This is a genomic window from Pseudomonas sp. BF-R-26 (genome assembly GCF_019947395.1).
GTDB lineage: Bacteria > Pseudomonadota > Gammaproteobacteria > Pseudomonadales > Pseudomonadaceae > Aquipseudomonas > Aquipseudomonas farris.
Genome location: NZ_JAGYGK010000004.1, coordinates 17453 through 40020 on the forward strand (window position 1 = coordinate 17453; position 22568 = coordinate 40020).

General features: G+C 60.1%; 19 protein-coding genes. 14 read left to right on the forward strand and 5 right to left on the reverse strand.

From position 1 onward, the window contains the following. The first annotated feature begins 48 nt into the window (after positions 1–48). The 5 genes from KGB18_RS06170 (at position 49) to KGB18_RS06190 (ending at position 5368) form a co-directional block, all read left to right on the forward strand. The gene (locus tag KGB18_RS06170; RefSeq protein WP_052964263.1) at positions 49–807 is read left to right on the forward strand and encodes a methyltransferase domain-containing protein; all 759 of its coding nucleotides are present in this window, start codon (positions 49–51) and stop codon (positions 805–807) included. A gap of 92 nt (positions 808–899) precedes the next feature. Continuing rightward, a complete protein-coding gene (gene rnhA / locus KGB18_RS06175; protein ID WP_003180633.1) occupies positions 900–1352 on the forward strand; it encodes a ribonuclease HI in 453 nt (150 codons plus the stop codon). Between the two features lie 148 nt (positions 1353–1500). Next, positions 1501–2259 (forward strand): DNA polymerase III subunit epsilon, encoded by a 759-nt coding sequence (dnaQ, locus tag KGB18_RS06180; RefSeq protein ID WP_052964264.1) that lies wholly within the window; start codon positions 1501–1503, stop codon positions 2257–2259. Positions 2260–2483: 224 nt separating this feature from the next. Further along, positions 2484–4739, forward strand: coding sequence for an Orn/Lys/Arg decarboxylase N-terminal domain-containing protein (locus KGB18_RS06185; protein ID WP_223569538.1), 2256 nt, complete (start codon positions 2484–2486; stop codon positions 4737–4739). Positions 4740–4753: 14 nt separating this feature from the next. Further along, the gene (locus KGB18_RS06190) at positions 4754–5368 is read left to right on the forward strand and encodes a GNAT family N-acetyltransferase (RefSeq protein ID WP_223569539.1); all 615 of its coding nucleotides are present in this window, start codon (positions 4754–4756) and stop codon (positions 5366–5368) included. On the opposite strand, the gene KGB18_RS06195 is transcribed toward KGB18_RS06190, so the two are convergent. Both KGB18_RS06195 and KGB18_RS06200 read right to left on the reverse strand, forming a co-directional pair. Next, a complete protein-coding gene (locus KGB18_RS06195) occupies positions 5334–6227 on the reverse strand; it encodes a LysR family transcriptional regulator (RefSeq protein ID WP_123722998.1) in 894 nt (297 codons plus the stop codon). The two genes, KGB18_RS06190 and KGB18_RS06195, sit on opposite strands and share 35 nt — an antisense overlap. A gap of 88 nt (positions 6228–6315) precedes the next feature. After that, complete coding sequence (locus tag KGB18_RS06200) at positions 6316–6552, reverse strand: hypothetical protein (RefSeq protein WP_052964268.1); 237 nt, start codon at positions 6550–6552, stop codon at positions 6316–6318. A gap of 184 nt (positions 6553–6736) precedes the next feature. Here KGB18_RS06200 and KGB18_RS06205 point away from each other — a divergent pair, with 184 nt between their 5' ends. Continuing rightward, the gene (locus KGB18_RS06205) at positions 6737–7297 is read left to right on the forward strand and encodes an NADPH-dependent FMN reductase (RefSeq protein ID WP_223569540.1); all 561 of its coding nucleotides are present in this window, start codon (positions 6737–6739) and stop codon (positions 7295–7297) included. 199 nt (positions 7298–7496) lie between these two features. Here the strand turns inward: KGB18_RS06205 and KGB18_RS06210 are convergent, their stop codons facing one another. Continuing rightward, entirely contained in the window at positions 7497–8447 is a 951-nt protein-coding gene (locus KGB18_RS06210; RefSeq protein WP_223569541.1) for a DUF1853 family protein, read from the reverse strand. A gap of 124 nt (positions 8448–8571) precedes the next feature. On the opposite strand from KGB18_RS06210, the gene KGB18_RS06215 reads away from it, so the two are divergent. The 8 genes from KGB18_RS06215 to KGB18_RS06250 all read left to right on the forward strand — a co-directional run bounded on the left by KGB18_RS06215 (position 8572) and on the right by KGB18_RS06250 (position 19593). Beyond that, on the forward strand, positions 8572–9462 hold the full coding sequence (locus tag KGB18_RS06215) for an NAD(+) kinase (RefSeq protein WP_030130396.1): 891 nt from the start codon (positions 8572–8574) through the stop codon (positions 9460–9462). Further along, entirely contained in the window at positions 9459–10433 is a 975-nt protein-coding gene (locus tag KGB18_RS06220; protein ID WP_187326503.1) for a metallophosphoesterase, read from the forward strand. Before KGB18_RS06215 ends, KGB18_RS06220 begins: the two co-directional genes overlap by 4 nt. Next, on the forward strand, positions 10430–11302 hold the full coding sequence (locus tag KGB18_RS06225; RefSeq protein WP_123722994.1) for a rhomboid family intramembrane serine protease: 873 nt from the start codon (positions 10430–10432) through the stop codon (positions 11300–11302). The genes KGB18_RS06220 and KGB18_RS06225 overlap by 4 nt, the downstream gene beginning before the upstream one ends. A gap of 30 nt (positions 11303–11332) precedes the next feature. After that, positions 11333–11593, forward strand: coding sequence for a YeaC family protein (locus KGB18_RS06230; RefSeq protein WP_038984092.1), 261 nt, complete (start codon positions 11333–11335; stop codon positions 11591–11593). Continuing rightward, positions 11590–12420 (forward strand): DUF2797 domain-containing protein, encoded by an 831-nt coding sequence (locus KGB18_RS06235; protein WP_223569542.1) that lies wholly within the window; start codon positions 11590–11592, stop codon positions 12418–12420. Before KGB18_RS06230 ends, KGB18_RS06235 begins: the two co-directional genes overlap by 4 nt. A gap of 10 nt (positions 12421–12430) precedes the next feature. Further along, positions 12431–15088 (forward strand): aminopeptidase N, encoded by a 2658-nt coding sequence (gene pepN, locus KGB18_RS06240; protein WP_123722992.1) that lies wholly within the window; start codon positions 12431–12433, stop codon positions 15086–15088. Between the two features lie 1024 nt (positions 15089–16112). Next, positions 16113–17180, forward strand: a complete 1068-nt coding sequence (locus KGB18_RS06245) for a WD40/YVTN/BNR-like repeat-containing protein (RefSeq protein ID WP_223569543.1) — start codon at positions 16113–16115, stop codon at positions 17178–17180. 28 nt (positions 17181–17208) lie between these two features. Next, positions 17209–19593, forward strand: coding sequence for an efflux RND transporter permease subunit (locus KGB18_RS06250; protein ID WP_008011335.1), 2385 nt, complete (start codon positions 17209–17211; stop codon positions 19591–19593). Positions 19594–19768: 175 nt separating this feature from the next. Here KGB18_RS06250 and KGB18_RS06255 read toward each other — a convergent pair whose 3' ends face one another. After that, entirely contained in the window at positions 19769–20488 is a 720-nt protein-coding gene (locus KGB18_RS06255; protein WP_032835696.1) for a FadR/GntR family transcriptional regulator, read from the reverse strand. A gap of 207 nt (positions 20489–20695) precedes the next feature. Further along, positions 20696–22432, reverse strand: a complete 1737-nt coding sequence (locus KGB18_RS06260; RefSeq protein WP_123722989.1) for an IlvD/Edd family dehydratase — start codon at positions 22430–22432, stop codon at positions 20696–20698. Between the last annotated feature and the right edge of the window lie 136 nt (positions 22433–22568).

A 22568-nucleotide genomic window follows, 5' to 3' on the forward strand; every position in this document is an offset into this window, starting at 1 on the left:
GGAAAACATTGGCGCATCTTAGAACTTCCTGGCGCGTTGGAGAATGCAATGACCGATAAAGCGTTCGCTCAGGCCGATCCTGAGTGGCTGACATTGATCAGCGCGGCCCGTGAATGGCTGTCCGGGCCCATCGGGCAATTTCTGCTGGACGAAGAACGGCGCATGCTCGAAGACGAGTTGGGGCGCTTCTTCGGCGGCTACCTGGTGCATTACGGCCCTTCGGCGCAGACACCGCCGTCGGCGCCGCAGGTCCAGCGCAATGTGCGGCTCGGTGCGCCGTTGCCGGGGGTCGAGATCGTCTGCGAAGAGCAGGCCTGGCCTTTGAGCGAGCACGCCGCCGATGTGGTGGTGTTGCAGCACGGGCTGGATTTCTGCCTGTCACCCCACGGTTTGCTGCGCGAAGCGGCGAGCAGTGTTCGGCCTGGCGGGCATCTGCTGATTGTCGGAATCAACCCCTGGAGCAGCTGGGGCCTGCGTCATGTGTTCGCTCATGACGCCTTGCGCAAGGCCCGTTGCATTTCGCCGTCGCGGGTTGGCGATTGGCTGAACCTGCTGGGCTTCGCGCTGGAGAAACGCCGCTTCGGGTGCTATCGTCCGCCGCTTGCGTCACCTGCCTGGCAAGCCCGTCTGGCCGGTTGGGAGCGCAAGGCCGGTGACTGGCAATTGTCGGGTGGTGGCTTCTATTTATTGGTCGCGCGCAAGATCGTGGTGGGCTTGCGGCCGGTGCGCCAGGAACGGCGCGAACCGATGGGCAAGCTGATTCCATTGCCGATGGCCAAGGTCAACCGTCGTCACCTCGAACCGTAATACACATTTTATTTTCCCGGCCGGGTTCGCCCCGGCCTCGGGCATCGTCGGTCACCGATCGGCGAGCCACCGCATTTTCTGGATAGATTGGCATGAGCGATAGCGTAGAACTCTTCACCGATGGCGCCTGTAAGGGCAACCCTGGTCCGGGCGGCTGGGGTGCGTTGCTGGTGTGCAAGGGCGTTGAAAAAGAACTCTGGGGCGGCGAAGCCAACACCACCAACAACCGCATGGAGTTGATGGGCGCGATCCGTGGCCTGGAAGAACTCAAGCGCTCCTGCGACGTACTGCTGGTGACCGACTCCCAATACGTGATGAAAGGCATCAACGAGTGGATGGCCAACTGGAAGAAACGCGGCTGGAAAACCGCGGCCAAGGAACCGGTGAAAAACGCCGATCTGTGGAAACTGCTCGACGAGCAGGTCAACCGCCACAACGTCACCTGGAAATGGGTGCGCGGGCACATCGGCCATCACGGCAACGAACGGGCCGACCAACTGGCCAACCGCGGCGTTGATGAAGTGCGTGGGTACAAACAAGCCTAGACCCTTCACTGATCGTTCCCACGCAGAGCGTGGGATCAGGGGGAGCGAGCCTGCTCGCGATGGGGGCTACACGGCGTATCTGAAAGACCCCCCGAGCGTGTTAACATCGCCGCTTTTGCACGATTGACCCGTTGAGAGCTGAGCACTGATGGCCACCAGATCCGTTGTACTCGATACCGAAACCACCGGCATGCCGGTGACCGACGGCCACCGGATTATCGAAATCGGTTGTGTCGAGTTGATCGGTCGGCGCCTGACCGGCCGGCATTTCCACGTTTACCTGCAACCGGATCGCGAAAGTGACGAAGGCGCCATCGGCGTCCACGGCATCACTAACGAATTCCTGGTGGGCAAGCCGCGTTTCACTGAAGTGGCCGATGAGTTCTTCGAGTTCATCAAGGGCGCGCAGCTGATCATCCATAACGCGGCGTTCGACGTTGGCTTCATCAACAACGAATTCGCCCTGATGGGCCATCACGATCGGGCGGACATCACGCAACACTGCTCGATCCTCGACACCCTGATGATGGCCCGGGAACGTCACCCGGGGCAGCGCAACAGCCTCGATGCCTTGTGCAAACGCTATGGCGTCGACAACTCCGGCCGTGAACTGCACGGCGCCTTGCTCGACTCCGAGATTCTCGCCGACGTTTACCTGACCATGACCGGCGGCCAGACCAGTCTGTCGCTGGCCGGTAACGCGTCCGATGGCAATGGTTCAGGTGAAGGCGCGGACAACTCCGCCACCGAAATCCGTCGTCTGCCGGCTGATCGTCAGCCAATCCGGATCATCCGTGCCAGTGAAGAAGATCTGGCCCAGCACATTGCGCGCCTTGAAGCCATCGCCAAATCCGCCGGCGCTCCGTCGCTGTGGCAGCAATTGGCTGAGGCCAAGGCCCAGGCCTGAAGGCCTAAAAGATCGCAGCCTTCGGCAGCTCCTACAGGATCGGGGGGGCTTGATTTGATGGTCAACACGGTTGGCGTAGGAGCTGCCGCAGGCTGCGATCTTTTGATCTTCACAAACGCACCCAACGCCCCACTTCAGGGCATCCCGCTCGCCACATGCGCTCCAACCCTCTACCCTGAGGTTATTGGCAGGCCACGGTCTGCCGCCTCAGGACACCGAGCCTCATGTATAAAGATTTGAAATTCCCGGTCCTGATCGTCCACCGCGACATCAAAGCCGACACCGTTGCCGGTGATCGTGTGCGTGGCATCGCCCGGGAGCTTGAGCAGGAAGGCTTCAGCATCGTCTCGGCGGTCGATTACAACGAAGGGCGTCTGGTCGCCTCGACTCATCACGGCCTCTCTTGCATGTTGATTGCCGCCGAAGACGCCAGCACCAATGCTCATCTTCTGCATAACATGGCGGAGCTGATCCGCCTGGCACGGGTTCGGGCGCCGGACCTGCCGATCTTTGCCTTGGGCGAGCAGGTGACCCTGGAAAATGCCCCCGCCGATGCCATGGCGGAGCTCAATCAGCTGCGCGGCATTCTTTATTTGTTCGAAGACACCGTGCCATTCCTCGCCCGTCAGGTCGCTCGCGCGGCGCGTAAATATCTGGACGGACTGTTGCCGCCGTTCTTCAAGGCGCTGGTGCAGCACACCGCCGACTCCAATTATTCCTGGCACACCCCCGGCCATGGCGGCGGCGTGGCGTATCACAAGAGCCCGGTAGGGCAGGCGTTTCACCAGTTTTTCGGGGAAAACACGCTGCGTTCGGATTTGTCGGTGTCGGTGCCGGAACTCGGTTCCCTGCTCGATCACACCGGCCCGCTAGCCGAGGCGGAAGCGAGAGCAGCGCGCAATTTCGGCGCTGATCACACCTTTTTCGTGATCAATGGCACCTCGACCGCCAACAAGATCGTCTGGCATTCCATGGTGGCCCGCGATGATCTGGTACTGGTGGATCGCAACTGTCACAAGTCGGTGCTGCACTCGATCATCATGACCGGCGCGATTCCGCTGTACCTGTGCCCGGAGCGCAATGAGCTGGGGATTATCGGGCCGATTCCGTTGAGCGAATTCAGCCGCGAATCGATCCAGGCCAAGATCGACGCCAGCCCGCTGACCCAGGGCCGCGAGCCCAAGGTCAAGTTGGCGGTGGTAACCAACTCGACTTACGACGGCCTGTGTTACAACGCCGAGCTGATCAAGCAGAGCCTGGGCAACAGCGTCGAGGTGCTGCATTTCGACGAGGCCTGGTACGCCTACGCGGCGTTCCACGAGTTCTTCGCCGGCCGTTACGGCATGGGCACCTCTCGTAGCGAAGACAGCCCGCTGGTGTTCACAACGCACTCAACGCACAAACTACTGGCGGCGTTCAGCCAGGCGTCGATGATTCATGTTCAGGACGGCGGCGCGCGGCAGCTGGATCGCGACCGTTTCAACGAAGCGTTCATGATGCACATCTCGACCTCGCCGCAATACAGCATCATCGCCTCGCTGGACGTAGCGTCGGCGATGATGGAAGGACCAGCCGGTCGTTCGCTGTTGCAGGAAATGTTCGATGAGGCCCTGAGCTTTCGCCGGGCCCTGGCCAATCTGCGTCAGCACATCGCCGCCGACGACTGGTGGTTTTCCATCTGGCAACCGCCCTCGGCCGAAGGTATCGAGCAGGTGGTCACCAAAGACTGGCTGCTGCAACCCGACGCCGATTGGCACGGCTTTGGCGGCGTGACCGACGACTACGTGCTGCTCGATCCGATCAAGGTCACGCTGGTGATGCCGGGTCTGACGGCGGGCGGTGCCCTGAGTGCGCGGGGGATTCCGGCGGCGGTGGTCAGCAAATTCCTCTGGGAACGTGGGCTGGTCGTGGAAAAGACCGGGCTGTATTCGTTCCTGGTGCTGTTCTCCATGGGCATCACCAAGGGCAAATGGAGCACGTTGCTGACCGAGTTGCTGGAGTTCAAGCGCAGTTACGACGCCAATGTCAGCCTGGCCACCTGCCTGCCGTGCGTGGCACAACACAATATTGCCCGTTACCAAGGCATGGGTTTGCGCGATCTGTGTGATCAATTGCACGCCTGTTATCGCAGCAATGCCACGGCCAAACACCTCAAACGCATGTACACCGTACTGCCGGAAGTCGCGATGAAGCCGGCGGACGCCTATGATCAATTGGTACGCGGGGAGGTTGAGGCTGTTTCGATCGATGCTCTGGACGGGCGGATCGCAGCGGTAATGCTGGTGCCATACCCGCCGGGGATCCCGTTGATCATGCCCGGCGAGCGTTTCACCGAGTCGACCCGTTCGATCATCGATTACCTGAAGTTTGCCCGTACGTTCGACAGTAGTTTCCCCGGATTTGTCGCCGATGTGCATGGCTTGCAACACGAAGACGAGGGCAATGGACGGCACTACACCGTCGATTGCATCAAGGAATGAGGACCTTTCCGAGTATGCAACCAGTCATGAATCCCAAACACCCAGGCCTCTCGGTGCGTGTCGCCGATGAGGGGTTTGCGGCTTATATCTGGGGCAGTGATTTCAGTTTTGAAGTCGCCGCCTATGGTGCCGCGCAAATCGGCAAGCCGGTGGCGCAGTGGCCGGTGACGCCCATCACCCCGTATCGCAAGTGTTATGGCATCGATCCCGAGGAATTCAGCAGTTTTCACGATGCCGCTGACAGCGCGATTTTCATGGCTTATCTGGATGACGAGCCGGTGGGTCATTTGGTGGTCAGCACCAACTGGAACGGCTTCGCCCATATCGACGAATTGGCGGTGCATGCTCCGGCGCGCCGTCATGGCGTGGCCAAGTCTCTACTGGATGTGGCGCAGTTCTGGAGTCGCAAGAAAAAACTGCCGGGCATCATGCTGGAAACCCAGAACAACAACCTGGGCGCCTGTCGGCTTTATGAGCGCTGTGGCTATGTGGTCGGCGGGATCGATCATCTGCGCTACCGCGGGATCGATCCGAACACCGCTGAGGTGGCGCTGTTCTGGTATCGCCTGTTCGATAATCCGCTGGAAAACCCGCTCAGCTCGCCAACATCGCCACGGCTTGTTCCGTAACGATGTCCAGCAGCGCCTGAACCGCCGAAGAGGGCTCGGCGGTCTTGAGGCTCAAGGCATACACGCTGATCGGCACGGCAGGCGCCAGGGGGCAGGCATCGAGCCCGGCCGATTTGGCGCCGAGGGCGGTAAACGGGTCGACGATCGCCAGGCCTTCACCGGCCTCGACCATGCTGCGCATCATTTGATGAGTCTGAACCCGGGTCTGGATGACCGGGGCAGGGCGCAGCGCATGCAGCTTGTTGTCCAGCGCCGGGCTTAACGGATCGTGACCTTCCAGGCCAACCATCGACTGGCCGGCCAGGTCCTGCAGTGAAATGTACTTCTGTTTCGGTTGCAGCCAGCCATGGGGCGCCAGCAGCTGGAGCTTGCCTTGAGCGATGACCTGGCAATGGATATCGGCGTGGTCCGGGTCATGCAGGCTCAGGCCCAGATCGCTTTCACGCAGCAGCAGGCTTCTGACAATCTCGCGGGTCGGCTGGCTCAGGAGGGTGCAAGGTGCGTCGGGGAGGCGTCGGCGCAGGGCCGCGATGCTGTGTGGCAACAGTTGTTGTGCCAACGGCGGGGTGCAGATGATTCGCAGGGGCGGGGCCAAATATTGCTTGAGGCTGCTGGCCAGTCGCTGGACCGGCTCGAGGGCTTCGTAGACGTGGGCGAACTCGACCTGCAGCTCCCGCGCCTCGCGCGTGGCTTGCAGGCGACCACGCACGCTGGCAAACAGCATGAAACCCAACTGATCCTCGGCATCACGCAGGGTGCGTTCAACCTCGGCCACCGGCAGCTGCAGCCATTCGGCGGCGGTGCCCAGGTGACCGGTCTGCAGGAGCGCCTGGATCACTTCGATATGACGTAAACGCATGCGTGAAGTCCATGTTCAGCAGGTGAGGGAGTCAGTTACTGAATCCTAACTCAAGTGCGCGCATATGACTTCTGCTCATAACAGCGGGTTATGAGGCCACGTTCGTTTCAGGTTCGCGAGTGAGGGTGACGCCTGATTGCACCAGCACAAATTCGTTGTCGTCGAGTTTGTTGAGCCGGTCGCCAATGGCCAGCTTATAGGTGGTGACAGGCACCGAGCCGGCGAGGCCGTCGTGCGACGGGGTGGATTCCTGGAACTCATGCACGGAATAAACGCGGCCTTCCGCGTCTCTTGCATGGAACTGACCGACGAGTACTGCTGCCATCTGCTTAGAACCTCTGGAGATAAATCACTCAATTTGCGGTTCTGTAGACCGTGGTTGGGCGAGGTAAGTTTTCCTACAGGAAAAAAATAGTCAGGGGCGGCGTTTTTCCGTCGCCCGCTGGTTGAATCGTCATTTGATCATCTATAACTAGAAGCTCTTCCCATCGGACAGTCGAGAATCTTCCATGAGCAACGTCTACGAGATCGCCGTTCTGGTCGGCAGCCTGAGAAAAGCGTCGATCAACCGCAAGGTCGCGCTGGCGCTGGCCGAGCTGGCGCCTGCCAATCTGAAGCTGAATATCGTCGAAATCGGCGATTTGCCGCTCTACAACGAAGACATCGATGGCGAATCACCGCCGGCAGCCTACAGCACTTTCCGACAACAAGTGAGTTCATCCGACGCCGTGCTGTTCGTGACCCCGGAATATAACCGTTCGGTGCCGGCGCCGTTGAAGAATGCGATCGACGTGGGGTCGCGCCCCTACGGCAAGAGCGCCTGGAACGGTAAGCCGGGTGCGGTGATCAGCGTTTCACCAGGCGCCGTCGGCGGATTTGGCGCCAATCACAACGTGCGCCAGTCCATGGTGTTCCTCAATGTGCCGTGCATGCAGCAACCGGAAGCCTACCTGGGCGGCGCCGGTTCAGCGTTCGACGAGGCGGGGAAGTTGTCGGAGTCGGTCAGGCCGTTCTTGCAGAAATTCATCGATGCGTATGCGCTGTGGGTTGAGCAGCATAAAAAGCTATGACCCTTTGCATGGCGCTGATTAATTCTTGTAGCCAGCCACAATCCCTGTGGGAGCGGGCTTGCTCGCGAAGACGGCGGCACAGTCAATATTGATATCGCCTGACATACCGCTATCGCGGGCAAGCCCGCTCCCACAGGATCACACTAATCCCTGTGGGAGCGGGCTTGCCCGCGATAGGGCTGGTCCATTCACCGCAAATTCAGCCATTACCCGGCACATTCGGCCAAAGATCGGACACCAGAAACAGCCGCTCGGCTTCTTCCCAATCTCCTTCGCCATTCTCTGTCAGCCGCACCATCAATTGCGCCGGTGCCAGCGGGACCAGATCGCTCAGCCATGCACTCAGCTGTTCAGCGTTCCAGGTTTGCTCTTCGGGATAGTGTGCCGGCGCCAACCAGGCATGGCGGGGCAGGGGTTGCCAGCGACCGAATGGGCGCTGCACGACAAAGTCCGCCCAGTCTTTCTGATGCAGCCAGCTACCGCGCAAATGCTGAGGGTGCGCGCCGCTGGGTGATTCGGCCTGTCCCGGCCACGGATAGAGCAGATAACCGCCCAGCCACAGATGCGCACTGAACTGCTGGATATCCAGCGACGCCAGCACTGCACGGCTTTCCGCCCGCGCGGAAATTGGCAATTGATGCTGGCTCAGGTGCTTCAGTTTACGGTCCAGTCGATCATGACAACCCGGTCCGAGCCACTGCGCGGTGTCATGGCCGTCACCGTTCTGTGGCCCAAGGTAGAGCTTGATCGCCAGTTCCAGGTGATGCACGCCATCGCGATCACGCAGCAGCATGTCCAGTTCACCCAAGGTGTGGCCTTCACGGCGGATCGGCATGTTGGCGGCAATCAGTTCGATACCCGGCGCGTGCCGCACGGCGTATTGCCACAGCCGTTCGTAGTACAGACCCAGTCGCCGGGTTCTGGCCTGGGCCAGCCAGTGCAGCAAATCGTAACTGTCGCGATCCAGTTGCCTGAGCCAGTGTTCCAGGCGCTCCGGTGCCTGCACCCAGTCGCTGCCCGCCAGCGGATGACGCTGCGGCCACGGGGTGACGCTGAGCATCGGCGGTGCGAGGATGACCCAAGCCAAGTCGCGCACTTCAGGGTGGCGCAACTGGTGAGGTAACTGGAGCAAATCTGGAAATAGGATCATCTTGCGAGCATAGCCCGAAACGCGAGCACACCGTTGTGGCTGAAAGGGTTTTGTCTACGCCGCGCTTTCGCCCATAATCGTGTTTTTCGCCGTCGCAGGCCCTCCGCGTCCCAATAGGAGCCCCATGGAGCAATTTCGTAATATCGGCATCATCGGTCGCCTGGGCAGTTCTCAGGTGCTGGATACCGTCCGCCGACTGAAACGGTTTCTGCTCGATCGTCACCTGCACGTGATCCTCGAAGACACCATCGCCGAAGTCCTGCCGGGTCATGGCCTGCAAACTTCGTCGCGCAAGATGCTCGGTGAAGTGTGTGACATGGTGATTGTGGTCGGTGGTGACGGCAGCCTGCTGGGCGCCGCCCGGGCGCTGGCCAAGCACAATATTCCGGTGCTCGGCATCAACCGGGGCAGCCTGGGATTCCTGACCGATATTCGTCCCGATGAGCTGGAAGTCAAAGTCGCCGAAGTGCTCGACGGCCACTATCTGGTGGAAAACCGCTTCCTGCTGCAAGCCGAAGTCCGTCGCCACGCCGAGGCCATTGGCCAGGGCGATGCGCTGAATGATGTGGTGCTGCACCCCGGCAAATCGACGCGGATGATCGAGTTCGAGTTGTACATTGACGGCCAGTTCGTCTGCAGTCAGAAGGCTGACGGCCTGATCGTTGCCACGCCGACCGGTTCGACCGCTTACGCACTGTCGGCGGGCGGCCCGATCATGCATCCCAAGCTCGACGCTATTGTGATTGTGCCGATGTACCCCCATACCTTGTCAGGTAGACCGATCGTGGTCGATGGCAATAGTGAGCTGAAAATCGTCGTGTCCAAAGATATGCAGATTTACCCGCAAGTCTCCTGTGACGGGCAGAATCACTTCACCTGCGCGCCCGGTGACACCATCACCATCAGCAAGAAAGCGCAGAAGCTGCGGCTGATTCATCCGCTGGACCACAACTACTATGAAGTCTGCCGGACCAAGCTCGGCTGGGGCAGCAAGTTGGGTGGTGGAGGCGACTGATGCTCGATCCCGCGCGTAGCTACGACCTGATCGGTGACGTGCACGGTTGCGCTCTGACCCTTGAGCACTTGCTCGACCGGCTCGGTTACCACAAACAGGCTGGCGTCTGGCGGCATCCGTCGCGCATGGCGGTGTTCCTAGGCGACATCATCGACCGCGGCCCGCGGATTCGCGAGGCGCTGCACATCGTCCACGACATGGTCGAGGCCGGGCAGGCGCTGTGCATCATGGGCAACCATGAATTCAACGCCCTCGGCTGGAGCACGCCAGCGCTGCCGGGCAGCGGCCAGCAGTTCGTGCGTGAACATACGCCGCGCCATGCCCGCCTGCTTCACGAAACCCTGACCCAGTTCGAAGATCATCCCGAAGATTGGCATGACTTCCTGCAATGGTTCTATGAACTGCCCTTGTTCGTCGATGCCGGGCGTTTCCGGGTGGTGCATGCCTGTTGGGACGCCGGCCTGATCGAACCGTTGCGCGGGTTGTTTCCCGACGGTTGCATCGATGAGCATTTCCTCCAGGCCTCCGCGGTGCCGGGCAGTTTTGCCTGCACCGTGTTCGATCGCCTGTTGCGCGGCACCGACATGCGTTTGCCCCACGGGTTGACCATGACCAGCGGCGACGGCCTGACGCGCTCGTTCTTCCGCACCAAATTCTGGGAAGACGACCCGCAAACCTACGGAGACATCGTGTTCCAGCCCGACGCCTTGCCTGAGCCGGTGGCCCGCACGCCGCTGTCGTCCAGCGAAAAAGACAACTTGCTGCGCTACGGCGTCGATGAGCCGCTGTTGTTCGTCGGTCACTACTGGCGCAGCGGCAAACCGGCGCCGATCCGCCCGAACCTGGCGTGCCTGGATTACAGCGCGGTGCTCTACGGAAAACTGGTCGCTTATCGACTGGATCAGGAAACCCGTCTCGACCCGCATAAATTTGTCTGGGTCGATGTCGAGCGGCCGGAGGTGTTGCGATGACGGCGGTGGCGGTATTGCGTCTGCCTCTGGCGGTGGATTTGAGCGGGTTCGTCAAACTGCTGCAGCGCATGCAAGTGCCCCATCGGGTCAGCGAAGAGGCGGGCGAGCAGGTGCTGTGGGTGCCGGCCAACATCAGCGAAGACGTGCGCTCATTGTACGAACGCTTTCCGGCAGGCGACCCCGATCAGCAACTGGATATCCCGATCACGCAGACGCTGCAGCGTCCAGGCTTCGTCGAGCAATTGCGCCACAGCAAGGCTACGGCGTTGGTGCTGCTGTTGACCCTGATCGTCGCGATGGTGACGCTGCTGGGCGATAACCTCGAAACGATACGCTGGCTGACCTTCCTCGATTTCCGTGTGGTCGGCGAGTACATCCATTTCACGCCATTGGCCGACAGCCTGGCGGCGGGGCAGTGGTGGCGTCTGGTAACGCCGATGCTGATCCACTTCGGCATTCTGCACCTGGCCATGAACGGCATGTGGTACTGGGAGCTGGGGCGGCGTATCGAGTCGCGTCAGGGCAGCATCAACCTGATCGGCCTGACGCTGCTGTTCAGCCTGGTGTCCAACTATGTCCAGTTCCTTTTCAGCGGCCCGAGCCTGTTTGGCGGGTTGTCCGGCGTGCTGTACGGCCTGCTCGGGCATTGCTGGATTTTCCAGGTTCTGTCGCCGAACCCGGCGTATCGCCTGCCCCGAGGGGTGTTGGTGATGATGCTGGTGTGGTTGCTGGTGTGCCTGTCCGGGCTGGTTTCGATGATCGGCTTCGGCCAGATTGCCAACGCGGCCCACGTCAGCGGGTTACTCATCGGATGCTTCACCGGTTTGTTGGGCGGTTTGTACAACCGCCGTAAACTGACTTCCAAATAAGCTATGTGATTAAAGAGCGCGGAGCCCTTGATGTCCTCTTTTAACGAAATGATCAAAAACATCACCCCGGATATCTACCAGAGCCTGAAACTGGCGGTGGAAATCGGCAAATGGTCCGACGGTGGCAAACTCACCGCCGAGCAGCGCGAACTGTCCCTGCAAGCGATGATCGCCTGGGAAATCCAGAACTTGCCCGAGGAAGAGCGCACCGGCTACATGGGCCCGCAGGAATGCGAGTCGAAGTCGATTGAAGTGCCAAACATTCTGTTCAAATCGGATGCCATCCATTGATCGAGATTGGCCGCGGTGCAATCAGCAAAATGTCGGCGCGCCTTGACGGGCCGAACGTTCAGTACGCTTTTCGTCTGGGCGACGCCGAGGTACCGGTCAATCCGTTGATCGGCACCACGGTGCGCCTGGAATACCTGGGGGCGATCCACTGCACCCATTGCGGACGCAAGACCAAAACCAGTTTCAGCCAGGGTTACTGCTACCCGTGCATGACCAAACTGGCCCAGTGCGACATTTGCATCATGAGCCCGGAGCGTTGCCACTATGACGCCGGCACCTGCCGTGAGCCTGCGTGGGGCGAAAAATTCTGCATGACCGATCACGTGGTGTATCTGGCCAATTCGTCGGGGATCAAGGTCGGCATAACCCGCGCCACGCAACTGCCCACTCGTTGGCTCGATCAGGGCGCCAGCCAGGCCTTGCCGATCATGCGCGTCGCGACCCGCCAGCAGTCGGGCTTCGTCGAAGACCTGTTCCGCAGCCAGGTCGCCGACAAGACCAACTGGCGTGCTTTACTCAAGGGCGATGCCGTATCTGTGGACCTGGCGCAGGTTCGCGATCAGCTGTTTGAAAGTTGTGCGGCAGGTTTGCAAGGTTTGCAGGAACGATTTGGCCTACAAGCAATCCAGACCATTACCGATGTCGAACCGCTCGAGATCCGCTATCCGGTCGAGCAATACCCGGCCAAGATTGTCAGCTTCAACCTGGACAAGAACCCGATTGCCGAAGGCACGCTGCTGGGGATCAAGGGCCAGTACCTGATTTTCGACACCGGCGTGATCAATATTCGTAAATACACGGCCTACCAGCTCGCCGTGCATCAGTAAGGATTCCAGTATGCGCACCGAACAACCGAAGATGATCTACCTGAAGGACTATCAGGCGCCTGAGTACCTGATCGACGAGACGCACCTGACCTTCGAGTTGTTCGAGGACCACAGCCTGGTCCATGCGCAACTGGTGATGCGCCGCAATCCTGAGCGTGGCCCGGGCCTGCCGCCGCTGGTGCTGGACGGTCAGCAACTCGAGCTGCTGTCGGTGACGTTGGCCGATCGTGAGCTGAGCGCTGCCGACTACCAACTGACCGAGAACCATTTGACCCTGCAACCGACCGACACAAGCTTCACGGTCGACACCAGCGTCAAGATCCACCCGGAAACCAACACCGCGCTGGAAGGCCTGTACAAATCCGGCACCATGTTCTGCACCCAATGTGAAGCCGAAGGTTTCCGCAAGATCACCTATTACCTCGACCGCCCGGACGTGATGAGCACGTTCACCACCACGGTGGTTGCTGAGCAGCACAGCTATCCGGTGCTGCTGTCCAACGGCAACCCGATTGCCTCAGGTCCCGGCGAAGACGGCCGGCACTGGGCGACCTGGGAAGACCCGTTCAAGAAGCCGGCCTACCTGTTTGCGCTGGTGGCCGGTGACCTGTGGTGCGTCGAAGACACCTTCACCACCATGACCGAGCGCTCCGTGGCGCTGCGCATCTACGTCGAGCCGGAAAACATCGACAAGTGCCAGCACGCCATGAACAGCCTGAAAAAGTCGATGCGCTGGGACGAAGAGGTTTATGGTCGCGAGTACGACCTGGACATCTTCATGATCGTCGCGGTCAACGACTTCAACATGGGCGCCATGGAGAACAAGGGCCTCAACATCTTCAACTCGAGCGCCGTACTGGCCCGCGCCGAAACCGCTACCGATGCCGCGCACCAACGGGTGGAAGCGATCGTTGCCCACGAATACTTCCACAACTGGTCGGGCAACCGCGTGACCTGCCGCGACTGGTTCCAGTTGTCGCTGAAGGAAGGCTTCACCGTGTTCCGCGATTCCGGCTTCTCCGCCGACATGAACTCGGCGACGGTCAAGCGCATCCAGGACGTGGCTTACCTGCGTACCCACCAGTTTGCCGAAGACGCCGGCCCGATGGCTCATGCCGTGCGCCCGGACAGCTTCATCGAGATTTCCAACTTCTACACCCTGACCGTGTACGAAAAGGGCTCGGAAGTGGTCGGCATGATCCACACCTTGCTTGGCGCTGACGGTTTCCGCAAAGGCAGCGACCTGTACTTCGAACGCCATGACGGCCAGGCCGTGACCTGCGACGACTTCATCAAGGCCATGGAAGACGCCAACGGCGTTGACCTGACTCAATTCAAACGCTGGTACAGCCAGGCTGGTACACCGCGTTTGGCGGTGAGCGAGTCCTACGACGCCGCAGCGAAAACCTACAGCCTGACCTTCCGCCAGAGCTGCCCGGAAACCCCGGACAAGGTGGAAAAACTGCCGTTCGTGATTCCAGTGGAACTGGGCCTGCTGGACAGCAAGGGCGGCGAAATTGCCCTGCGTCTTGCCGGTGAAGCCAGTGCTCAAGGCACCTCGCGGGTTATTTCGGTGACTGAAGCCGAGCAGACCTTCACCTTCATCGACATTGCTGAAAAGCCGCTGCCTTCGTTGCTGCGTGGCTTCTCGGCGCCAGTGAAACTGAGCTTCCCGTACGACCGCGATCAGCTGATGTTCCTGATGCAGCACGACAGTGATGGTTTCAACCGCTGGGATGCCGGTCAGCAATTGTCGGTGCAGGTGCTGCAAGAGTTGATCGAACAGCAACAGAAGGGTGAAGCGCTGGTGCTGGATCAGCGTTTGGTTACAGCGCTGCGTACCGTGCTGTCCGACGAAACGCTGGATCAGGCGATGGTTGCCGAAATGCTTTCGCTGCCGGGCGAGGCGTATCTGACCGAGATCAGTGAAGTGGCTGACGTAGACGCCATTCACACGGCTCGCGAGTTTGCCCGTAAGCAATTGGCTGAAGGCTTGTTCGAGGCGTTGTGGCTGCGTTATCAGGCCAATCGCGATCTCTCGAAGAAAACGCCGTATGTGGCCGAAGCCGAGCATTTCGCCCGCCGCGCGCTACAAAACATTGCGCTGTCGTACCTGATGCTCAGCGGCAAGCCGGAAGTGTTGGCGGCGACCCTTGAGCAGTTCGACACCAGCGACAACATGACCGAGCGTCTGACGGCGTTGGCGGTGGTGGTGAATTCGCCGTTCGAAGAGCAGAAAGCCACGGCGCTGGCGACCTTCGCCGAACACTTCAAGGACAATCCGCTGGTCATGGATCAGTGGTTCAGCGTTCAGGCGGGAAGCACGTTGCCGGGCGGTCTGGAGCGGGTCAAAGCCTTGATGCAACACCCGGCGTTCACGATCAAGAACCCGAACAAGGTGCGGGCGCTGGTCGGCGCGTTTGCCGGGCAGAACCTGATCAACTTCCATGCGGCTGACGGTTCCGGGTATCGCTTCCTGGCGGATCTGGTGATCGAGTTGAACGGGTTTAACCCGCAGATCGCCTCTCGCCAACTGGCGCCGCTGACTCGCTGGCGCAAATACAATGACGCTCGTCAGGCGTTGATGAAAGGTGAGTTGGAGCGGATTCGCGCTTCGGGGCAACTGTCCAGCGATGTGTTTGAAGTGGTCAGCAAAAGCCTGGCCTGAGTTTGGCCTTGCTCCCTCAGGGTTCACTCGGACTCTGTGGGAGCGGGGCTTGCCTGCGACTGGTTTTTTTGATGGTGTACATATCCATTCCTGCGGTAACGGCCACTTAGGGTTCCGCTCTTACAGCGGGTCACTTTGGAAAAGCGCCAAAGTAACCAAAACGCTTTTGCCCCTTTCGTTCGGTGCCTCGCCTAGGCTCGGCATGCCCTCGCTCCGGTCCTGCTCCGTGGGCCCGCCGCCATCGGCCATCCATGGCCGGGGGCGGCTAACCCGGCATCCATGCCGGGTTGCCCACTACGCAGAACCTCCACTCGGCCTCTCGAGGGGGCGGTGCGTCAACATCAAAAGCGAGGCGGCCCACCGGCCGGCCTGACTTCAAGTGAACGCATGTCCCTGTGGGAGCTGTCGAGCGAAGCGAGGCTGCGATCTTTTGATCTTGCCGTTGCCGTTGCCGTTGCCGTTGCCGTTGCCGTTGCTTCTGCTGTTGCTTTGGCATTGGATCTGCCGCCTCTTTCCCAGAGGCCGAACGCAGGCGTTGCGCAGGGGGCACCGCGGCAAGGATGCCGCGGTAGCCGCCCCCGGCCATGGATGGCCGATGGCGGCGGGCCCCCGGAGCAATGCCGGAGTGAGGGTATGCCGAGCCTAAGCGAGGCACCGAATGGAGGGGCAAAAAGCGCTTTGGTTACTTTCGCGCTTTTCGAAAGTGACCCGCTGTAAGAGCGGAACCAATAGCCGCCGTTACCGCAGAAACGGATATGTACACCAAAGCCCAAAGCCCAAAGCCCAATCACCCCACCTGATACCCAATCATTCACCCCCACCCCATACCCCTCAGGTTAACAAAACATAACGTGGCGTCGATTGTCAGACCTTTCCAAACCCCGATAGGATAAGCCAGCTTCCGAAGGGGCTCTGGATTGCGGGTTTCAGGACTATGCTCCTGAATAGGTCAATCCCGATGAGCACCCCTTACGGCGCCCTGAAGGGTTGAACGACCTAACAATAATAATGTGAGGGAAGGTCTATGAGTGAGCCTGTCATGGGTGTGAGTATTGGCCGCCCGCCGGCGTTACGCAGGTTCGCGTTGCTGGCTACAGCGCTCTCGCTGTTGGGCTGTACCGTGCTGTCGGCGCCTGTGCTGGCCGCTGCCGCGTCGGCCACCGATGTGGTTTATTCCGTTGAATCCGCCAAGGCCAGCAAAGGCCTGATGCTCGATGTCGTACACGCCGGCAAACGCCTGGTGGCGGTCGGCGATCGCGGGCACATTCTGTATTCCGATGACCAGGGCGCGACCTGGACCCAGGCCAAGGTGCCGACCCGGCAACTGCTGACGGCAGTGTTTTTTGTCGATGACAAACACGGCTGGGCCGTTGGCCATGACGCGCAGATCCTCGCCAGCGAAGACGGCGGCATTACCTGGACCAAACAATTCGAAGACCTGAAACGCGAATCGCCGCTGCTCGACGTCTGGTTCAAGGACGTTAACAGCGGCTTTGCCGTGGGCGCTTACGGTGCCTTGCTGGAAACCACCGATGGCGGTAAAAACTGGGAAGACGTCAGCGATCGCCTCGACAACGAAGACCAGTACCACCTCAACGCCATCGCAGCGGTCAAGGAATCCGGCATTTTCATCGTCGGCGAGCAGGGCAGCATGTTCCGCTCCGCCGATGATGGGCAGACCTGGGACAAGCTTGAGGGCCCCTACGAAGGCTCGCTGTTCGGCGTGATTGGCACTGCTCAACCGGCCACGCTGCTGGCCTACGGGTTGCGCGGCAATCTCTACCGTTCCACGGATTTCGGCAGTACTTGGGAGCAGGTCGAGCTCAAGGCTGCACGCGGCGCACTGGAGTTCGGTCTGTCCGGCGCGACATTGCTCGATGACGGTTCCATCGTGATCGTCGGCAACGGCGGCAGCATTATTCGCAGCACAGACGACGGCGAAACCTTCAGCGTGTTCAACCGTCCGGATCGCATCTCCGTCTCGGCGGTGACTGCGGCAGGCAACGGCAATCTGATTCTGGCTGGACAGGGTGGTGTTCGCGTCACTTCGCCCACCGGTGCAGAGAATGGAAAAAACGGGTCGTCCAAATGAGCCGGGCAAATAATAAGAAGGCGGGTCTATGACATCCTTAAGCACTCCTCATCAGGACAAGGCGACGTTTCTTGAACGCCTGATTTTCAATAACCGCCCGGCAGTCATCGTCATCTGCCTGCTGGTCAGTGTTTTCCTGTTCTGGCAGGCGACGTTGATCCGGCCGTCCACCAGTTTCGAAAAAATGATCCCGCTCGAGCATCCGTTCATTGAAAAAATGATGGAGCACCGCAACGATCTGGCGAACCTGGGCAACACGGTGCGGATTTCCGTGGAAGCCACCGATGGCGACATCTTCTCCAAGGAATACATGGAGACCCTGCGTCAGATCAACGACGAGGTGTTCTACATTTCCGGCGTCGACCGTTCCGGTCTCAAGTCGCTGTGGAGCCCGAGCGTGCGCTGGACCGAGGTGACGGAGGAGGGCTTCGCCGGCGGTGAAGTGATCCCCCAGAGCTATAACGGCTCCCAGCAAAGCCTCGACCTGCTGCGCAACAACGTGCTCAAGTCCGGGCAAGTCGGGCGGCTGGTGGCCAACGATTTCAAGTCGAGCATCGTCGACATCCCGCTGCTGGAGTCCTATCCGGACCCGCAGGACCAGGGCAAGTTGCTGGCGCTGGACTACCGCAAGTTCTCTCACGAACTCGAAGACAAGATCCGCAACAAGTTCGAAGCCCAGAACCCCAACGTGAAGATCCACATTGTCGGGTTCGCCAAGAAAGTCGGCGACCTGATCGATGGGCTGGTCATGGTGGTGATGTTCTTCGGTGTCGCCTTCGTCATTACCCTGATCCTGCTGTACTGGTTCACTAACTGCATGCGCAGTACCGTGGCGGTATTGAGCACGACACTGGTGGCGGTGGTCTGGCAGCTCGGCCTGATGCACTTCTTCGGCTTCGGGCTTGATCCGTATTCGATGCTGGTGCCGTTTCTGATCTTCGCCATCGGGATTTCCCACGGCGTGCAGAAAATCAACGGTATCGCCTTGCAGTCCAGCGAGGCGGAGAACGCGCTGACAGCGGCACGCCGCACATTCCGTCAGCTGTTTCTGCCGGGGATGATCGCTATTCTCGCGGATGCGGTGGGCTTCATCACGCTGTTGATCATCGACATTGGCGTGATCCGTGAACTGGCCATTGGCGCCTCCATCGGCGTGGCGGTGATCGTGTTCACCAACCTGATCCTGCTGCCGGTGGCGATTTCCTACGTCGGTATCAGCAAACGCGCGGTCGAACGCAGCAAGAAAGATGCGCACCGCGAACATCCGTTCTGGCGACTGCTGTCGAACTTTGCCAGCCCGAAAGTCGCACCGATTTCCATTGCCCTGGCGTTGATCGCTTTCGGTGGCGGCCTCTGGTACAGCCAGAACCTGAAAATCGGCGACCTCGACCAAGGCGCGCCAGAGCTGCGTCCGGACTCGCGATACAACAAGGACAACAGCTTCATCATCAACAACTACTCCACCAGCTCTGATGTATTGGTGGTGATGGTCAAGACCAAGTCCGAAGGTTGCTCGCGTTATGAGGCCATGGCGCCGATCGACGAGCTGATGTGGAAAATGCAGAACACCGAGGGCGTGCAGTCGGCGATCTCGCTGGTGACCGTGTCCAAGCAGATGATCAAGGGCATGAACGAGGGCAACCTGAAATGGGAAACCCTGTCGCGCAACCCGGACGTGCTGAACAACTCCATCGCCCGTGCCGATGGCCTGTACAACAACAATTGCTCCCTGGCGCCGGTGCTGGTGTTCCTCAACGACCACAAGGCCGAAACCCTGGATCGTGCGGTGCATGCGGTGCAGGACTTCGCCAAAGACAACAACAAGGAAGGCCTGGAATTCATCCTGGCCGCCGGTAATGCCGGGATCGAAGCGGCCACCAACGAGGTGATCAAACGCTCCGAACTGACCATTCTGGTCCTGGTGTACATCTGCGTCGCGACCATGTGCATGATCACCTTCCGTTCCTGGGCGGCGACCTTGTGCATCGTGCTGCCGCTGGTACTGACCTCGGTCCTCGGCAACGCGCTGATGGCGTTCATGGGCATCGGCGTGAAAGTGGCGACTTTGCCGGTGGTGGCGCTTGGGGTGGGGATTGGCGTGGACTACGGGATCTACATCTACAGCCGTCTGGAAAGCTTCCTGCGTGCCGGTCTGCCGCTGCAAGAGGCGTACTACCAGACGCTGAAGTCCACCGGTAAAGCCGTGCTGTTCACCGGCCTGTGCCTGGCGATCGGCGTGTGCACCTGGATCTTCTCGGCGATCAAGTTCCAGGCCGACATGGGCCTGATGCTGACCTTCATGCTGCTCTGGAACATGTTCGGCGCATTGTGGCTGCTGCCAGCGCTGGCACGGTTCCTGATCAAGCCGGAGAAACTGGCAGGGCAGAAGGGCAACTCGCTGTTTGCTCACTGACCGGTCGCTGAAACAACAAAGCCGCAACCAAGGTTGCGGCTTTTTTTCATCTCAAACTTCACATCAGTCCCTGTGGGAGCGGGCTTGCCCGCGATGGCGGCGGATCATTCAGCATCTATATCGACTGACACTCCGTAATCGCGGGCAAGCCCGCTCCCACAGGGTTCAGTGGTGGTTATGAGGGATCGGTTCCCAACACCACATTCAACGCACTACGCGCATCATCCAGCTGCACCAGCGTCGCATGCCGCGCGCCCAGCGCATCACGATTCTCGATAGCGGTCAGGATCGCCTTGTGCCGTGGCATCGCCAATTCATGCAGATTCGGCCGTTGATTGGAATGCTTCAAGGCTTCGGCAATCGCCACCGACAGCATGTTGCACAGGTTCGCCAGCAAGTCATTATGAGTCGCGTCGGCGATGCGGCTGTGGAAATCCAGGTCCGGTTGCAACAACGCTTCCGGGGTCGGTGCCGCTTCCATGCGTTGGTAGGCCTCGCCGATAGAGGCGATGTCTTCATCCGTGGCGAACTGCGCGGCCAACGCGGCGGCGGCGGGTTCGATGATGCTGCGCACGCTGGTCAGCAGATCAAAAAATTCGTTTTGCGGACTGCTTTGCATCAGCCAGTGCAGCACGTCCGGGTCGAGCATGTGCCATTCCTTGCGCTGCTTGACCACCGTGCCGACCCGCGGACGGGAATACACCAGGCCCTTGGCGACCAAAACGCGGGTGGCTTCGCGCAGCACCGGCCGGCTGACCGCGTATTCCTCGCACAGCAGGGCTTCGGCGGGCAGTTTGTCGTCCGGTTTGAAACGTCCCGAGACGATCTGCATGCCCAGTTCCTGGACGATGCGCGAGTGCATGCTTTTGCGGTCGGAGGGTTTGCGGTAATCCATGGGGAACGGCGCGATCCTGTGCGATGGGGTGCCGCGCATGATAGCAGGCGCGGCGAGGACGGTCGCCAGAGCAAGCACAGTCCTGAATCAGATGAAGATTAATATGTGGGAGCGGGCTTGCCCGCGATGGGGCCATCACGTTTAACATTGATGGCGACTGATCCACCGCTATCGCGGGCAAGCCCGCTCCCACAGGGGTTGTGGTGATTAGTGAGAGTGGCGCGGCACCTCGGCCCCTCGGCAACCGACCAGGAAGTCGAAGTCGCAACCCTGATCCGCCTGCAGCACGTGATCGATATACAACTGACGATAACCGCCCACGATCAATTGCTGTGGCGGCTGCAGATCCGCCATGCGCGCTGCCAGCTCTGCATCCGGAATGTCCAGGTGCAAACGCCCGTTGGCGCAATCAAGCTCGATCCAGTCGCCTTCCTTCACTGTCGCCAATGGTCCGCCGGCCGCAGCTTCCGGTGCCACATGCAGAACAACAGTGCCGTAAGCGGTGCCGCTCATGCGTGCATCGGAAATCCGCACCATGTCGGTCACGCCCTGGGCCAGCAGCTTGGCCGGTAATCCCATGTTGCCGACTTCGGCCATGCCCGGATAACCCTTCGGACCGCAGTTTTTCATCACCAGAATTGAATTGGCATCTACATCCAGTTCCGGATCGTTGATCCGCGCCTTGTACATGTCGAAGTTTTCGAACACCACCGCACGGCCACGGTGTTGCATCAATTCGACACTCGCGGCGGAAGGTTTGAGCACCGCACCGAGTGGTGCCAGATTGCCGCGCAACACACAGATGCCGCCGTCGGCGCGGATCGGGTTGTCGAGGGTGCGGATCACTTCGTCCTGGCCGTAAATCGGCGCGTCCTTGGTGTTTTCACCGATGGTTTTGCCGTTGACAGTGAGGGCATTCGGGTTCGGAATCAGGTTCGCTTCGCCGAGGCGACGCAGCACCGCGGGCAAGCCGCCGGCGTAGTAGAACTCTTCCATCAGGAAGCGCCCGGAGGGTTGCAGGTCGACGATGGTCGGCATGCCGCGACCGATGCGGGTCCAGTCATCCAGGTCCAGCTCGACACCGATGCGCCCGGCGATGGCTTTCAAGTGGATCACCGCGTTGGTCGAACCGCCGATGGCGGCGTTCACCCGAATGGCGTTTTCGAAGGCTTCCTTGGTGAGGATCTTCGACAGTTTCAAATCTTCACGCACCATTTCCACCGCGCGCATGCCCGACATGTGCGCCAACACATAACGGCGTGCATCGACCGCTGGAATCGCCGCGTTGTGGGGCAGGGAAGTGCCGAGTGCTTCGGCCATGCAGGCCATGGTGGAGGCCGTGCCCATGGTGTTGCAGGTACCGGCCGAGCGTGACATGCCGCCCTCGGCTGCGAGGAAATCATCGATGGTGATGGTACCCGCCTTGACCTGTTCGCTGAGCTGCCAGACCACCGTGCCCGAGCCGATGTCCTGGCCCTTGTGCTTGCCGTTGAGCATCGGTCCACCGGTGACGACGATGGCCGGCACGTCGCAACTGGCTGCGCCCATCAGCAGCGCCGGGGTGGTTTTGTCGCAGCCGGTGAGCAGTACCACGCCATCGATCGGGTTACCGCGAATCGCTTCCTCGACGTCCATGCTTGCCAGGTTGCGGGTGAGCATCGCGGTGGGGCGCAGGTTCGATTCGCCGTTGGAGAACACCGGGAATTCCACTGGAAAACCGCCGGCTTCGATCACCCCACGCTTGACGTGCTCGGCGATCTGCCGGAAATGCGCGTTGCACGGGGTCAGTTCCGACCAGGTGTTGCAGATGCCGATGATCGGCTTGCCGTGGAACTGATGGTCGGCGATGCCCTGATTCTTCATCCAGCTGCGGTACATGAAGCCGTTCTTGTCGGCGGTGCCAAACCATTGGGCGGAGCGCAGGGTGGGTTTCTTATCAGACATGATCGGTTCTCTTATTGTATGACTATATTGTTCGAGCTACGGCGTAACATAAGCGCTATTTCGGCTGTTTGGAAGTGTTGTTGGTTAAATAGTATTACTATATAGTCGTTTTCAACGGAGGGATGGCCCTGGTGGT

Excerpts from the sequence above, each read along its gene's own strand:
- KGB18_RS06260 (WP_123722989.1), bottom strand. The coding sequence starts at position 22,432 with ATGTCTGATAAGAAACCCACCCTGCGCTCCGCCCAATGGTTTGGCACC.
- KGB18_RS06215 (WP_030130396.1), top strand. The coding sequence starts at position 8,572 with ATGGAGCAATTTCGTAATATCGGCATCATCGGTCGCCTGGGCAGTTCT.
- KGB18_RS06200 (WP_052964268.1), bottom strand. The coding sequence starts at position 6,552 with ATGGCAGCAGTACTCGTCGGTCAGTTCCATGCAAGAGACGCGGAAGGC.
- KGB18_RS06205 (WP_223569540.1), top strand. The coding sequence starts at position 6,737 with ATGAGCAACGTCTACGAGATCGCCGTTCTGGTCGGCAGCCTGAGAAAA.
- KGB18_RS06250 (WP_008011335.1), top strand. The coding sequence starts at position 17,209 with ATGACATCCTTAAGCACTCCTCATCAGGACAAGGCGACGTTTCTTGAA.
- KGB18_RS06190 (WP_223569539.1), top strand. The coding sequence starts at position 4,754 with ATGCAACCAGTCATGAATCCCAAACACCCAGGCCTCTCGGTGCGTGTC.
- KGB18_RS06210 (WP_223569541.1), bottom strand. The coding sequence starts at position 8,447 with ATGATCCTATTTCCAGATTTGCTCCAGTTACCTCACCAGTTGCGCCAC.
- dnaQ (WP_052964264.1), top strand. The coding sequence starts at position 1,501 with ATGGCCACCAGATCCGTTGTACTCGATACCGAAACCACCGGCATGCCG.
- KGB18_RS06185 (WP_223569538.1), top strand. The coding sequence starts at position 2,484 with ATGTATAAAGATTTGAAATTCCCGGTCCTGATCGTCCACCGCGACATC.
- KGB18_RS06255 (WP_032835696.1), bottom strand. The coding sequence starts at position 20,488 with ATGGATTACCGCAAACCCTCCGACCGCAAAAGCATGCACTCGCGCATC.
- pepN (WP_123722992.1), top strand. The coding sequence starts at position 12,431 with ATGCGCACCGAACAACCGAAGATGATCTACCTGAAGGACTATCAGGCG.
- KGB18_RS06195 (WP_123722998.1), bottom strand. The coding sequence starts at position 6,227 with ATGCGTTTACGTCATATCGAAGTGATCCAGGCGCTCCTGCAGACCGGT.
- KGB18_RS06245 (WP_223569543.1), top strand. The coding sequence starts at position 16,113 with ATGAGTGAGCCTGTCATGGGTGTGAGTATTGGCCGCCCGCCGGCGTTA.
- KGB18_RS06230 (WP_038984092.1), top strand. The coding sequence starts at position 11,333 with ATGTCCTCTTTTAACGAAATGATCAAAAACATCACCCCGGATATCTAC.
- KGB18_RS06225 (WP_123722994.1), top strand. The coding sequence starts at position 10,430 with ATGACGGCGGTGGCGGTATTGCGTCTGCCTCTGGCGGTGGATTTGAGC.
- KGB18_RS06170 (WP_052964263.1), top strand. The coding sequence starts at position 49 with ATGACCGATAAAGCGTTCGCTCAGGCCGATCCTGAGTGGCTGACATTG.
- rnhA (WP_003180633.1), top strand. The coding sequence starts at position 900 with ATGAGCGATAGCGTAGAACTCTTCACCGATGGCGCCTGTAAGGGCAAC.